Below are 12,679 nucleotides of genomic sequence, written 5' to 3' on the forward strand. Positions count from 1 at the left end.
CCCTAGTCTTGATTGGTTTCTTGCGTTGTTTCTGTTTCAGCATCTGAATCGGCCACGTCGTCTTCATCCGGATCGGTGCCATTAAATGACTCCAATTGCCTTAGGTACGCTTCGGTAACAATGAGTCTAACCACAGGCGTAATATTGACCATTTGATTTTTGCTGTCTTCTTCATAGGTTTTGCCACGAATAACGATTCCGTGCCGGCTGAATAATGCCAAGATATCCTTGAAGCGAGTCTCATTCGGAATTTCACGTTTAACCAACTGCACAAAGCGATCTAGAATCGTGTGGGTGTTAGTGGCAACAAAGCCATTATCGACTTCGAAATTCTCTATTTTTTCCTCGTAGATTTGGCGAAGAACAAGCAAAAATAGCGTCTCGTCGGTTTTCAAACGAACAAACGCCTCTTTTTGAATGGGTAAGACACCAGCAAGACGCTCATTTTCGTTAATGTAAAGCTTCATCCCCAGGGCATCAAATAGGTTATCGAAGTAATCCTGATAGGATTCTAAAAGCAAATAATGTTTACGTTGACCGTGCTTGTAGGCGCTGGCAAATTGGTTGGCAATCACGAAATTTGCTGTTTGTTGAAACTCTTGAGCATCTTTTCCGGACTCTTCAACCACTTTTTTTAATTCTCTAAGCATTACGCTTTGCTCCTACGTACGACAGTAAATTCCCGGCATTCGACAAAATCATGCACGTCTACATATTGATCGGTAAATTGGACTTCAAATAAGTCTTCTATTTTCTTCGCACTTACCCCCAAAGAGCCGACATAGCGTAAATGGTCAAAGCAAACAAAATCTTCAACGGATTCAATCGTAAAATCCAAAATATGCTTGCTATTCTCTGCTGCAATTTGCTCATCTAAGTAGCTCTGCATTTTGGGAATAGTGACCTGCCTAGCTTCATGGAAGCGACGCTGCTGATCACGCATTTTTATGGCATCAGCAGACACCTCTGAAGGTGTCATCACACGCGGTGGTGGCGGCTCTCGACGTTTCGTTGGTTGTGCCGCAGAAGCCATGCCAACAAAACGTGCACCAATCACTTCTTTTAAAACAGGTAATTTCTCGTATTTTGCTATATCAGTAATAATGCCAGCCACTTTGTTTGCCATGCCAGGTCTTGAGCTGTCCATGTATCGGGCGGTATCGGCTGCACGTTTTTCTAGACGGTAACGATATTCGTCGATGCGCTCTAGGCGTTGCTCTATGTTACTAAAGGTTTGGATGATGTCTCGGCAGTCTTTTTCTACCATAGCTTGCGCTTCTGCCATGGTAATTAACTGTTGGTCAACATAGCATTGCGCAACCTGTCCCATTGTTTCAGGATTGCCCAAAAACTCTTGAGTCAGTTCAAGGATTTGGCGTCTAAATCGAAATGGGTTGTTGCTGGTCTTAATGGTTTTGTAATCGGCAATCAATATCCCTTCTACAAACAAATCAAAGAATCCAGCCACGATTGCTTTCGGATCTCGACTGGCAAAAAGCTCTCTTTGCAAGCTCCGAATGCCCAGCAATATCTGATTCAAATGCGCAGAAAAATCCCTTGATGCCTCCGCAGACTGGCGTAATGTAACACCACGTTCTTTTGGATGCTTAGCGACAGATTCTAAATTACTCAGAATGCTTAAAACGGTCGCGCCATAATTACGTTTGCCATGGCGACTGATTTCAACTAGGGAGCGAAGCAACATAGAGATTTGCGGTGTCATTAGTACACTGACACGATACAACTCTTGTTCTTCCACCAGCCAGCCTGTATTGACTAAGCGATGGTAAATTCTTAGCGCGTAGTCATGAATTGTTTTTGGCGAGTCAAAGGACTCTTTTTGCTCATCATGCCAAGCAAGGGTATCTAATTTGTGAAGCGTATCTTCAATCGATTCGATAATCGTTGATTTGTCTTTTATTGGGTCTTCAGCATGGTCATAAAAAACCTCCGCCAAATCATTCAGTACTGCTTCAATTAATGCCCTATTTGAGCCGCTTAATGCCTGAAATATTTCATCAGGCAAGTGTCTAAATAGCATGCACTCGACTCCATAAAAGATCAAAAACTAATGGCATATTTAGACCTTACCCAAATGATTGGCAATGACAGTCTGCATGGCATTTTTCACTAGCACATCATCGCCAATAGGTGGTAATAACTCTATTTGCAAATCATCAGACTGCAGCAATGCTATTTGCGCAGGCACGTCTTGTCGAAGATGACGTCCCACGGCTAAAAACAAAGGCAATACAGCAATGTGACGGACTTCTTTGCCCAATATATCTATCACATCTTCTAATGAAGGTGCGGTAAGCTCCATATAAGCTAAACTAACGTTGTTTTCGCCATACGCCTGAGCAACTTGCTGATAGAGTGATTCGAAGGGCTGTTTCCAAAGAGGGTCTGGGCTTCCATGTGCAAGAAGTATGATGTGATCGTATTCTTTGCGTAGCATTTTGATACCTAATGTTTCTCGATTCCTCCATTTTAGCCATCCTGTCTTAGAAAAAGAAGCTGCATATTAAAAAACCTTAAAATCTTCTGGCGAAATTGATAAAAAAACGCTCCTTCAAGTGAATTTGTGAAGTTATTGATCCTATTTCTTTTTTTATGCGTAAACTAAGGACCATTGCAATCCACAGGATAAGGTAAATGAAGATTCTATTGTCTGGGGCAACAGGTTTTGTTGGTCAGTATTTAACTAAAGAGCTTCTTAAAAACGATCATCAGCTATACGCACTCGTGAAAAAGACGTCGGACACTCGCTTGGATCCAAGCATAGTTCAACTTACATTACCATTGTTACAAACACTGGATGAACAAATCGATGTGTTTATCAACTTAGCGGGCGAAAATATTGCTGCACGCCCTTGGACTGCAAAGCGTAAAGAAGCACTCTTTCAAAGCCGTGTTACTTTGACTAAGCAGGTGCGGTTGTCACTTAAGCATCCTGTCAAACGCCTCATATCCATGTCAGCTGTTGGATTTTATGGTATTTCTCGACATGGCACGTTTACTGAAGAAACCATGCCAAAACAAGGGTTTGCCCATGAGGCTCTGTCGTGCTTGGGAAGAAGCGGCAAATGAGTTTATTGATGACGGAACCCAAGTGGTGATCTTTCGGTTAGGCGTCGTATTGGGAAACGGCGGCGCTTTGGAAAAAATGCGCCTACCTTTTTTATGTGGACTTGGAGGTCCGATTGCGGGCGGGCAGCAGTGGTTTTCTTGGATACACATTGCCGATGTAACAGGCGCTATTATGGCGGCTATGAGTGATACCTCCTATAAAGGCACGTATAATTTAGTCGCTCCACAGTTTATTACTCAGAAGCGCTTCTCTCAGGCCTATGCCAGTTCATTAAATCGTCCGGCTGTGTTGCCAACACCTGGGTGGGCACTGAATCTTATTTTTGGGGAAATGGCTTCTTTATTGACTGAGGGCGCTAAAATTGCTCCTCAAAAATTAGAAAAAAGGGGGTTTCGTTTTCGATTTCACAATATTGATGACGCGTTATCGGATATTGCGAACGGGCGTTAAATGGGCCAATAAATAAATGCACCAACAAGCAAAAAAGGGTCAACGCCTCTTTTTTAAAACGGGTAACCCTTTTTCATCATTTAATGTATTAGTACAACCTGGGTACGTAATACATCCCCAAAAATAGCCGTTTTTGCTCTTTTTTCGCACTAAGTAATGGCCACAAACCCGGCAAGGGTACTTTTTTGTACTTGAAGGAATGCCATTGTCATCCTCAACGGTGACTTTGCATTCAGGGTAATTAGAACACCCCCAAAAAACGTTGTCTTTGAAGCTTTTCTTTCTGAGAGGCGACTTACAAGCAGGGCAAAAATACCTCTTTGCCCGAACAGGCTTACCGTTTTCGTTATTCGCCGTGTAGTCGCAGTTTGGATAGGATTCACAGCCCCAAAACTCGCCATTTGCGCCTGTTTTTAACACTAGCAGGCTCTCACATTTTGGGCATCGATAACGAATTTTAGCCGTCTTAATATGGGCATCGTCACCCTGCTCTAGGAACTCTTGCTCCCAGTTACTTGATGAACCCCTTATTAACTTGCTGTCTTCTTCCTGCACGCGCTACTCTTTATTTTGATCACAAAGTGCACTGTCTTCTTTGCAGTCTTCTTGCCCCGCTAGACTTCTGATTTTTGAGGCACCTTTTCTAGCGCTGTCTGCTGTCGCGTCTCCAACTTCTTGCAGTTTATCCCAGACTATTGCACCAGTCTCTTTAGCCTCTTTTGATGCTTTATTGCCAAATTCAGACGCTTTATTATTCAACTCAGACGCTTTTTCAGTTGCCGCGTCCGCGATTTCTGATGTGGTAGTTTTGGTTTTTTCCCACATCTTTTGTACGCCATCTTTGGCCTTGTCAAAGCTGCTTTCTTCATCTGCAATCGCAACGCTGGAAATAAAAATAAGCGCATAAATTGCGACTTTTATTTGTTTCATTAAACAGCCCTCCTGTTATCTAGGGACGCTTTTTTTAACCAATCCATCAGCTGACTGATATCACTGAATGTATGTAAATTATGATAACGCAGCAATATGTCATCAGTTACCTGCTCATGTTCCCAAGTACTGTGGTAAGGCACATGAATCGCTTGGGCACCAAGATCTAGAACCGGTAAAATGTCCGATTTCAAAGAATTTCCAATCATCAAAAACCGCTCGACAGGTATCTGATGACGTTGAAATATTTGCTGATAAACGGTTGAGGTTTTCTCGCTGACTATTTCAATAGCGTCGAAGTAATCCGCTATGCCAGAACGGGCCAATTTACTTTCTTGGTCAAGAAGATCCCCTTTGGTGATCACCAATAAGCGATACTGTCCTTTTAGTTGCTCTAACACATTCTTTATATTGGGTAACAACTCAACGGGCGACGCTAGCATGCATTTTGCAAGTTGAATGATCTCGTGTATTTCATTCCCCGTAATTCGCCCTTCTGTCAGCTCTATGGCGGTCTCTATCATTGAAAGAGTAAAGCCTTTAATGCCATAACCAAAGTGCTCTAAATTTTTCACTTGAACCTCGCCTAGATGAGAGCGGATGTAAGACTCATCATGATAGGCCAAAAGTAGATGAATAAACGCATCTTGGGCATGAATAAAAATATCTTCATTGCGCCAAAGCGTATCGTCGGCATCAAAGGCGATGGTGTCAATTAGTGTGCTATTTAAGATCATCTGGTGCCCATTGCTTGGTATTTTTTTCAATTAAACTCACATAAAGGTCTACTTGATCAGGCGAATCGTTTAATGCCGGTATATAGTCAAATGCCAAACCTCCATTATGTTTAAACTCATCACCTAACTCTAATGTGACCTCTTCCAGTGTTTCAATGCAATCAATGGAAAAAGCAGGACTAATTACATTTATTTTCTTTATTCCCATAGAAGGTAGAGCCTTCAATGTGACATCGGCATAGGGCTTTAACCATTCTTCTCGACCAAATCGTGACTGATACACATGCGTCCATTCATGATCTCCTAGCTCAAGCTCTTCGGCGACCAAACGGCTTGTTGTTTCGCAACGGCGTGCATAAGGGTCGCCATTAGTGACATAACGCTTAGGTATGCCATGATAAGACAATACAAGATGGCGCCGCTCTCCCTGTTTGTCCCATTGTGCGCGTATGGAATTACAAAGCGCTTTGATATACAAAGGGTGATCTGCATAATCATGGAGTAACTGTAAGGATGGCCAGTGTGGGCAGCGCTTCAATGATTTCATCAATCTGTCGTAGGCTGCCGCCGTTGTGGTCGCCGAAAATTGAGGGTACATAGGCATAACAAGGATATTTTTAACGCCCTGCTCTCTTAATTTGTTGGCGGCACTTTCAACACTGGGATTACCATAGGTCATTGCTAATTCAACGGGAATAGAGTGCCCAGTTTTTTCAAGCAAAGCTTTTTTGACATTTTCTTTTAGACGCTGACTGAGTACGAGCAGTGGTGAGCCTTCATCCATCCAGACCTGTTGATACACCTTGGCGACTTTTGGTGGACGAAACGTTAATACAATAAGGTTAAGAATGGGTTGCCAAAGTAAAGGATTTAAATCTACAACACGAGAGTCAGACAAAAACTCCCTTAGATAACGGCGAACCTCAGTTGTTTGCGGAGCATCCGGCGTCCCTAAATTCATCATCAATACACCATAATCGCTCGTGTTTTTCATGTCATACCTTTTTGTTTAAAGTCTTGATGTATTATATGTCATTTGAATGTTAAGAATAATGAAAAAACACGCCATTTTAGATGGCGTGTTTTCAAATCCTATTTGGAAAATAGCACCACGTAAGTGTCTATAAAAGCCAGATTCGTATGGCTGAGCAAACAATAAAAATTATAAAGCTGATCAACAAAACATTTTTATCCAATCGGTTGCTCTGGTGGCGACAAAGCCAGTAAAAAAAACCATGGCTGCATGCCAACACCAGCAAAGAAGGTAAATGTATAGCACCTGCAAAGCCTGACTCGCCTATGCTATTCAGAGCCTGAGCGGGATAAATAAATCCCACCATACCCGCAATGGAGGCAAACACAACTAGTCCATCAATGGTTCCTTGTTGATTCTTTGACGTTATGTTTTTTTGTTTCAAAAGACTTCTAGCCAGTACGCCACCACCGTTACCTGACAACAGAGATAAAACACCAATAAACAAGCCGGTAGGCAGACGCCCTAATATATTCATGAATAAGATAGGTGTCTGTCTTTGACGTAACTCGTACACAACATTGATCACAGCTATGAGTGCAATCAACGAAAAAGTGATTTTGAAGGTTAACAGGTTGATGATCGAGAGAAGTTGAGCACCGATTACTGCTCCCATTGCCATTCCAGGCGCTAAATAGATCAGGCTCTGGGAATCAACATCCTGTCGTTTCATAGCCTGAACCCAAGAATATAAATGCGTCGGTATAAACGCAGTGATGCAAGTGGCGACAATAGGCAACATATACTGTGAAAACGAAAGACCAAAGACAGGTAAAAAAAAGCCAATAGTAGGAACCGCAATGAGTGCTGGTGAAACATGAATCGAAGCAAAAGTAGCGCCGGTTGCGGCACCAATAAAAATTAATAAAAAGATAAGTTCAATGGTAAACATAACAAGCACACAGTACCCAATAAAAATCAGAATAAAAAAGCAGGCATCTGCCTGCTTTTCATCCAACCACCAAATATAATTTACAAGAAGCTACTCTCTTTCAACCACACTTCGAATTCTTTCTTGAATCAAAGTAGCCAGTTTATCTGGTTGAAATTTTGACAAAAAGTCATCACAACCTACTTTTTGCACCATGGCTTTGTTGAAACTACCACTTAGAGACGTATGCAAAACAATGTACAAATCTTTTAATCTAGGATCTTCACGAACTTCACGGGTCAGTCGGTAACCGTCCATTTCTGGCATTTCGGCATCGGTTATCATCATGAGTAATTTTTCAGGTACGATTTCCCCATCGGCCGCCCATTTTTTTAATTTCTCAAGACCGCGTTTACCATCCGTTGCTTCATGAACGGTAATTCCCATAAAGTCTAACGTTGAACGACATTGCGCCAAACCGACTGAGGAATCATCAACGACTAACACTTCCAAGCCCTTAGCCAAAGTGAGTAGATCTTTATCAATGACATGGTCGCTCACTCTGCTGTCATAAGGAGAAATTTCAGCAAGCACCTTTTCTACGTCAATAATTTCAACGATACGATCATTCACCCGAGTAATAGCAGTAAGATAATGTTGACGCCCAGTTCCGTCAGGTGGTGGTAGGATTTCATTCCAATTCATGTTTATGATGCGATCAACTTCTCCTACCATAAAGCCTTGTACCGTATTATTGTACTCAGTCACAATCAAGTTGCATGGTTGGGTGCGATCAATAGGACGCATACCAATAGATTCAGATAAATCAATAACGGGTACGGTTCTACCACGAAAATGCGTGACGCCAGCTACAGATGGATGTCTATGAGGCATTAAGTTCAATTTAGGTAACATGACTACCTCTTGAACTTTAAACACGTTTATTGCGAACATTTGCATTCCACCAAGACGGAACATCAGTAGTTCCAAACGGTTTTCACCAACCAACTTGGTTCTTTGGTCTACAGCGTCTAACATGCTTGCCATATATTACTCCAAACATTTTTAAATTAAGGCATTAATCCATTATAACCATGATATTCTATAAGGCTAAATCTTACTGTATTTTTTTGTGTCACTCTTCTAGCAAGGACCCTTAATGAAGAACACTGATATACTTTTTTGCCGTAAAGCTTTGGTGAACCGATTGTCAGAAACCTCAGCGTATTATCTATTGCATCCAAGTAATGAAACAGAAAGGCCACAGACCTCTTTTTTAAGCTCCTTATTTGTTGATGTCAACCTTATCGAAATAACTCAGCAAAAAACTATTTTTTTGCACAGTAATTTAGATGAATTAAGTGTTTTGCCTTTGCAGTCGCATATCCACATGGTCATTTTTTTGAGCGCAAAGTCATTAACTGATGAGCATCTCGATATGCTTTGCGAACTTCGTTTACAAGGTTATCAGCTGGGTATCATCAACCCTGAGCCTGATGCTCTATCAGGCGACTTATTTAATGTGTTTTCTTATGCCATGTTGAGTTTAAACCAACTGACAGCTGAAGAGGCAATAGCAAGAATAGCTCATCCTCTCTTATCCTCTAAGAGAATTTGGATGGATGAGATAGAACATTCCGAGCAATTTGATCAGCTGCGACAAGCGTCACCTGATGGGCTTTTTAGCGGTAATTTCATTCACAAAACTACACCGATAAAAGGTAAGCGAATTTTAGCTCATAAAATGATTTTAATTGATCTTCTCGCAGCCCTTAATAACAGCGAGTCTTCCCCGCGTGTTTTAGCTACTTATATCGAACGAGACCCGACATTGACCTATCGTATTATAAAACTCACGCAGTCGGTGCTTTACAGAAGTCAGTTTAATGTGGCCAATGCCCAACGTGCCATAGAAATCATCGGTATTAGAGATTTAATCAAATGGGTCGGTGTCGCTATGCTAAGCAGTGTATCGGGTAAACCTGATTGTTTGTTTTCAATGGCTGTTTCTCGCGCATGCTTTTGCCAAAACCTTTCCGCGGCGCTGTTTCCAAAACTAGAGGGGGCATTCTTGGTTGGCCTATTTTCCTATTTGCCTAGTTTTCTTGATGAAGAACTGCCTTTGTTGTTAAAAGATTTGCCGTTAGAACAACACATCAAATCGGCGCTCTTAGAATACAAAGGCAATTTAGGTGGGGTATTAAAAATTGTTGAAGAATATGAAGCAGGACGCTGGGAAAAAATCCCATTTAATCGCCTTGCAACCAAGGACATTTCTCAACAGACGATGAAAGACCTGTATATTGAAAGCTTAAACCATGCCAAACAAATAGGTAATTTATGATAGACATTGGTGTTAACCTTAACCACAAAATGTTTCTTGATGACTTAAATACCACTCTGTTAGACATGCATCAGGCGGGTGTAAAAGGCATGATTTGTATTGCATCAGACTTCATTGAGAGCAAACAAATTCAAGAGTTAAGTCAGGTTCATCGCAATATATGGAACACCTTAGGCTGCCATCCTCATCAGGCAAAGACATGGCACGCTGACAGTAAACGTCATTTTTCGGCACTGATTGAAACCGCTAGACCCGTTGCTATTGGCGAAACAGGGCTGGATTTCAATCGCAACTATTCAACACCTAACGAACAGCGCTATGCATTTAATGAGCAAATTGAATTGGCCTATGACTATCAACTGCCACTTTATCTTCACGAGCGTGATGCCCACACAGAAATGATCGCCACTCTTAGTAAGCATCCAGAGCTAGCACAAAAGTCCGTGGTCCATTGCTTTACGGGGAGTCAAGCAGAGCTAGACAACTACTTAACATTAGGACTGTATATCGGGGTGACAGGCTGGGTATGCGATGAACGTCGTGGCGCCGACTTACAGGCATCTATTCCTCATATACCATTAGATCGATTACTTATAGAAACGGATGCTCCTTATCTTTTACCAAGAAATATTCGCCCCCGTCCGAAAAAAATCATCCAAAGTATTTGCCTTGGGTAGCTCAGGAAGTTGCCAGATTAAAAGGCATCTCATTAGACGAATTGATCAAAGCCACCACGATGAATACCGAAACCCTATTTGGCATTAGCGTGTAGTTTGACATCAGAATGTCATCGGGTTAGCTCTATTACATTAAGTATTTAAAGTAAGGAAAATTGCTGCGATAGCAAACAGGCCATATTCGTCTTAAAAAACGGTAATATACTATCGGCAATGGGACTCGATCTGTTTTTCGATGTAATGCTCATAATCTAGTTCCACTAAATCCTTATCACTCTCGTAAGGCACCACGCCAGACCGCTGATAGACATAATAAACTCGTTTTCGTCCCTTGTTATATTCTAAGGGCAAACCTTGTTCTGCTCTTTTTTGATCTATCATGGCGGCCGCTCTGACATGGGGTGGCTTATTTTTGGTGTAGGAAGACAATGGGCGGCTGAGTTGTTTGCTGTACACCAATTGTTCGTCATACTCACCAGACCTCAGTTTCTCAATGGTTTCTTGGATGTAAGCAATCGGGTTTTCATCATTGAAGATTTTCTCAAACAAGGTACGCTGGAACTGCCTTGCCAATGGTGTCCAATCGGTACGAGCCGCCTCTAGACCTTTAAACACCAGCTCCCCGCCTGATTTACCAGCATAACGCTTTTTACTGCCCTCCTCTTGACCTCTAATCGTTGGCATAAAAAAACGTTCGTAAACACGTTCAAATTCCAATTCTAAGTGAGAATCTAACTGCGCATAGTCTTGACACCATTGTGATAAACAAGCGTTGATTTGCGTGCACAGCTGATTTCCTTGGTGGTAAGGATTTTCATCAGTATCATCCAAGGTGACAAACAAAGAATCTGTATCTCCATAAATGACTTTGGCTCCTCGTTCTTCCATCCAAGCTTGGGTTTTAGCAAGTAATTCATGGCCTCGCATGGTGATCGAACTCGCCAATTCAGCATGATAAAAACGGCAAACATTTGATCCCAGCACACCATAAAATGAATTCATAATGATTTTGATAGCGTAACTTAAAATACTATTGGCCGATTTTTTCGCCACTTCTCTTGCCTGAGCAAGCTCACCAACCAGTGCTGGCAAAATAGCGTGCTGGCGATGAAAGTGTGCGCCCAAGTACCCAGGAACAAGAGTCCCAGTGAACAAGCGGTGCTTGGGGGGGATTTCACCTCAACTGAAACCGGCATAACCTGAGCCATGATCCGTGCCAGAGGATCCACATGAAAGGTCCGAATAATACTGGGGTACAAGCTTTTGAAATCGAATACCAATACATTCTTATAGAGGCCTGGAATCGAAGACATAACAAAACCACCGGGCTGGCAACGAACTCATCATTACTCCACGCTGGAGCGACCCAACCCGCAGAATGCAATCTTGGCAAATACAAATTTTCGAACGCGGCCACAGAACCTCCGGTCTGTTCAAGCGGAATCCCCGTTAAATCAACCCGTGTTTGTTGCAATTCAATAAGTTTTAGTTTTTCAAAAATTCGCATAACCAGATCGCAGTCTTGCAGATTATAGGCAACAAAAGCGTCTAAATCTTCTTTGTGAAGTCGCTCGATTTCTTGCCAACGTTCACTGCCATGAAGCAACTTACCGTCTGCTAGGATTTCTTGGCTCACATGATTCAGACTGTATGATTCAAAATGATACCCTCCAACTTTTAATAAAGTAATGCCGTCTAAGGCAACTCGTCCAGGAATACTTGCAAAATATTTTCCCTGATTATCAGACGAACGAATACTCCAGCTCTCGCCATTCACCCCAAATGCTGGACGAATGCCTAATGCCTGACAACGTTGATCGATAAACTGCAAATCAAAGCCAATCAAATTCCAGCCAATAAAAATGTCAGGAGAATGTTTTTTTACGAAACGAATAAAAGCCAACAACAAACTTTTTTCATCAGAGAAGCGCTGAATCAGCGAGGAGGAAGGCGATTGTTCAGTCACCACAAACGCTACCCGCTGATCTTTAGCGGTAATGCCGATAGACAACAAGGTATTGCTCGACACAGAGGTCTCGATATCGAGTGACCAAACCTTCCATTCGGGCTGCCAATTACTCGGAATAACACGGGCTTGACGAAAGACCTGCTCGCTTGCATCTGGAACACCAATAAAGCGAACAGCGCCTCGGATATTACGCTCCATTAAATAACGATTATGCGCTTTGATATCTTCTTCAAAAACCGCATAACCCTTTTGCTTAATGAAGTTTAGCATTTGCTGGTGGAGCGTCAGGCTATGACTTTGCACCAATACAACGGGTTCGTTATCAAAGGATCGGTAATGTGATTCAGTACACTGAACACCCACCACGTCCTGTGGCAAACTAGTAAGCGGTGCATTGGTAAAAAACACACTCAGTTGTCGGTCAGGAAGAACTTTAACGGTTCCTTGAGGTGTTTTTATGAAGAGACTCATTTCAATGTAGCCGTCAACATCACGCGTTTGACGGCTGACAATATAGCCCATTTTTTCTACAAACATAGCAACCCGTCTACTCTATGAAAAAGTACCAGAGACCGCT

At 42.2% G+C, this 12,679-nt stretch carries 15 protein-coding genes and 1 pseudogene; 5 read left to right on the top strand and 11 right to left on the bottom strand.

Annotation, left to right across the window (positions count from 1 at the left end; all coding sequences use genetic code 11):
- Window positions 1-2: 2 nt before the first annotated feature.
- The 3 genes from AC0L6V_RS05435 to AC0L6V_RS05445 are packed head-to-tail and all read right to left on the bottom strand — an operon-like array spanning window position 3 to window position 2,458.
- Window positions 3-650 carry a DUF4194 domain-containing protein gene (locus AC0L6V_RS05435; protein WP_265216685.1) on the bottom strand — a complete coding sequence of 216 codons (648 nt, stop codon included), beginning with the start codon at window positions 648-650 and terminating at the stop codon, window positions 3-5.
- Window positions 650-2,041 (bottom strand): Wadjet anti-phage system protein JetA family protein, encoded by a 1,392-nt coding sequence (locus AC0L6V_RS05440; RefSeq protein WP_265216686.1) that lies wholly within the window; start codon window positions 2,039-2,041, stop codon window positions 650-652. The genes AC0L6V_RS05435 and AC0L6V_RS05440 overlap by 1 nt, the downstream gene beginning before the upstream one ends.
- A gap of 39 nt (window positions 2,042-2,080) precedes the next feature.
- The gene (locus tag AC0L6V_RS05445) at window positions 2,081-2,458 is read right to left on the bottom strand and encodes a sirohydrochlorin chelatase (RefSeq protein ID WP_111608219.1); all 378 of its coding nucleotides are present in this window, start codon (window positions 2,456-2,458) and stop codon (window positions 2,081-2,083) included.
- 197 nt (window positions 2,459-2,655) lie between these two features.
- Between AC0L6V_RS05445 and AC0L6V_RS05450 the strand changes: the two genes are divergently transcribed.
- Together AC0L6V_RS05450 and AC0L6V_RS05455 are read left to right on the top strand one after the other, a co-directional pair.
- Window positions 2,656-3,090, top strand: coding sequence for an NAD-dependent epimerase/dehydratase family protein (locus AC0L6V_RS05450; protein ID WP_418138825.1), 435 nt, complete (start codon window positions 2,656-2,658; stop codon window positions 3,088-3,090).
- Entirely contained in the window at window positions 3,053-3,541 is a 489-nt protein-coding gene (locus AC0L6V_RS05455; protein ID WP_418138826.1) for a DUF1731 domain-containing protein, read from the top strand. The genes AC0L6V_RS05450 and AC0L6V_RS05455 overlap by 38 nt, the downstream gene beginning before the upstream one ends.
- A gap of 39 nt (window positions 3,542-3,580) precedes the next feature.
- Here the strand turns inward: AC0L6V_RS05455 and AC0L6V_RS05460 are convergent, their stop codons facing one another.
- The 6 genes from AC0L6V_RS05460 to AC0L6V_RS05485 all read right to left on the bottom strand — a co-directional run bounded on the left by AC0L6V_RS05460 (window position 3,581) and on the right by AC0L6V_RS05485 (window position 8,159).
- Window positions 3,581-4,096 (bottom strand): DNA topoisomerase family protein, encoded by a 516-nt coding sequence (locus AC0L6V_RS05460; RefSeq protein ID WP_265221144.1) that lies wholly within the window; start codon window positions 4,094-4,096, stop codon window positions 3,581-3,583.
- A gap of 3 nt (window positions 4,097-4,099) precedes the next feature.
- Window positions 4,100-4,471 (bottom strand): hypothetical protein, encoded by a 372-nt coding sequence (locus tag AC0L6V_RS05465; RefSeq protein WP_265221145.1) that lies wholly within the window; start codon window positions 4,469-4,471, stop codon window positions 4,100-4,102.
- Entirely contained in the window at window positions 4,471-5,208 is a 738-nt protein-coding gene (locus tag AC0L6V_RS05470) for an HAD family hydrolase (protein ID WP_265221146.1), read from the bottom strand. The genes AC0L6V_RS05465 and AC0L6V_RS05470 overlap by 1 nt, the downstream gene beginning before the upstream one ends.
- A complete protein-coding gene (gene hemH / locus AC0L6V_RS05475; RefSeq protein ID WP_265221134.1) occupies window positions 5,195-6,202 on the bottom strand; it encodes a ferrochelatase in 1,008 nt (335 codons plus the stop codon). Before hemH ends, AC0L6V_RS05470 begins: the two co-directional genes overlap by 14 nt.
- A gap of 127 nt (window positions 6,203-6,329) precedes the next feature.
- Window positions 6,330-7,133, bottom strand: a complete 804-nt coding sequence (locus tag AC0L6V_RS05480; RefSeq protein ID WP_265221133.1) for a sulfite exporter TauE/SafE family protein — start codon at window positions 7,131-7,133, stop codon at window positions 6,330-6,332.
- A gap of 90 nt (window positions 7,134-7,223) precedes the next feature.
- Window positions 7,224-8,159: a chemotaxis protein CheV gene (locus AC0L6V_RS05485; RefSeq protein WP_265221132.1), complete on the bottom strand. Its 936-nt coding sequence runs from the start codon at window positions 8,157-8,159 to the stop codon at window positions 7,224-7,226.
- Between the two features lie 112 nt (window positions 8,160-8,271).
- On the opposite strand from AC0L6V_RS05485, the gene AC0L6V_RS05490 reads away from it, so the two are divergent.
- Genes AC0L6V_RS05490 through AC0L6V_RS05500 form a run of 3 tightly spaced genes read left to right on the top strand, consistent with a single transcriptional unit; the run spans window position 8,272 to window position 10,228 of the window.
- The gene (locus AC0L6V_RS05490) at window positions 8,272-9,456 is read left to right on the top strand and encodes an EAL and HDOD domain-containing protein (protein ID WP_265221131.1); all 1,185 of its coding nucleotides are present in this window, start codon (window positions 8,272-8,274) and stop codon (window positions 9,454-9,456) included.
- Entirely contained in the window at window positions 9,453-10,133 is a 681-nt protein-coding gene (locus AC0L6V_RS05495; RefSeq protein WP_265221129.1) for a TatD family hydrolase, read from the top strand. Before AC0L6V_RS05490 ends, AC0L6V_RS05495 begins: the two co-directional genes overlap by 4 nt.
- Window positions 10,121-10,228: a hypothetical protein gene (locus AC0L6V_RS05500; protein ID WP_265221127.1), complete on the top strand. Its 108-nt coding sequence runs from the start codon at window positions 10,121-10,123 to the stop codon at window positions 10,226-10,228. Before AC0L6V_RS05495 ends, AC0L6V_RS05500 begins: the two co-directional genes overlap by 13 nt.
- A gap of 109 nt (window positions 10,229-10,337) precedes the next feature.
- On the opposite strand, the gene AC0L6V_RS05505 is transcribed toward AC0L6V_RS05500, so the two are convergent.
- Window positions 10,338-11,288: a DNA polymerase domain-containing protein gene (locus AC0L6V_RS05505; RefSeq protein ID WP_418138827.1), complete on the bottom strand. Its 951-nt coding sequence runs from the start codon at window positions 11,286-11,288 to the stop codon at window positions 10,338-10,340.
- Window positions 11,289-11,826: 538 nt separating this feature from the next.
- A pseudogene (locus AC0L6V_RS05510) lies at window positions 11,827-12,639 on the bottom strand (3'-5' exonuclease); the annotation flags it as partial.
- Between the last annotated feature and the right edge of the window lie 40 nt (window positions 12,640-12,679).

The organism is Marinomonas sp. G8-14 (assembly GCF_055808935.1).

Bases quoted from the DNA above. Each gene is read 5' to 3' on its own strand.
- AC0L6V_RS05490 (WP_265221131.1), top strand. From the start codon at position 8,272: ATGAAGAACACTGATATACTTTTTTGCCGTAAAGCTTTGGTGAACCGA.
- AC0L6V_RS05440 (WP_265216686.1), bottom strand. From the start codon at position 2,041: ATGCTATTTAGACACTTGCCTGATGAAATATTTCAGGCATTAAGCGGC.
- AC0L6V_RS05435 (WP_265216685.1), bottom strand. From the start codon at position 650: ATGCTTAGAGAATTAAAAAAAGTGGTTGAAGAGTCCGGAAAAGATGCT.
- AC0L6V_RS05465 (WP_265221145.1), bottom strand. From the start codon at position 4,471: ATGAAACAAATAAAAGTCGCAATTTATGCGCTTATTTTTATTTCCAGC.
- AC0L6V_RS05450 (WP_418138825.1), top strand. From the start codon at position 2,656: ATGAAGATTCTATTGTCTGGGGCAACAGGTTTTGTTGGTCAGTATTTA.
- AC0L6V_RS05480 (WP_265221133.1), bottom strand. From the start codon at position 7,133: ATGTTTACCATTGAACTTATCTTTTTATTAATTTTTATTGGTGCCGCA.
- AC0L6V_RS05495 (WP_265221129.1), top strand. From the start codon at position 9,453: ATGATAGACATTGGTGTTAACCTTAACCACAAAATGTTTCTTGATGAC.
- AC0L6V_RS05470 (WP_265221146.1), bottom strand. From the start codon at position 5,208: ATGATCTTAAATAGCACACTAATTGACACCATCGCCTTTGATGCCGAC.
- hemH (WP_265221134.1), bottom strand. From the start codon at position 6,202: ATGAAAAACACGAGCGATTATGGTGTATTGATGATGAATTTAGGGACG.
- AC0L6V_RS05445 (WP_111608219.1), bottom strand. From the start codon at position 2,458: ATGCTACGCAAAGAATACGATCACATCATACTTCTTGCACATGGAAGC.
- AC0L6V_RS05485 (WP_265221132.1), bottom strand. From the start codon at position 8,159: ATGGCAAGCATGTTAGACGCTGTAGACCAAAGAACCAAGTTGGTTGGT.
- AC0L6V_RS05455 (WP_418138826.1), top strand. From the start codon at position 3,053: ATGAGGCTCTGTCGTGCTTGGGAAGAAGCGGCAAATGAGTTTATTGAT.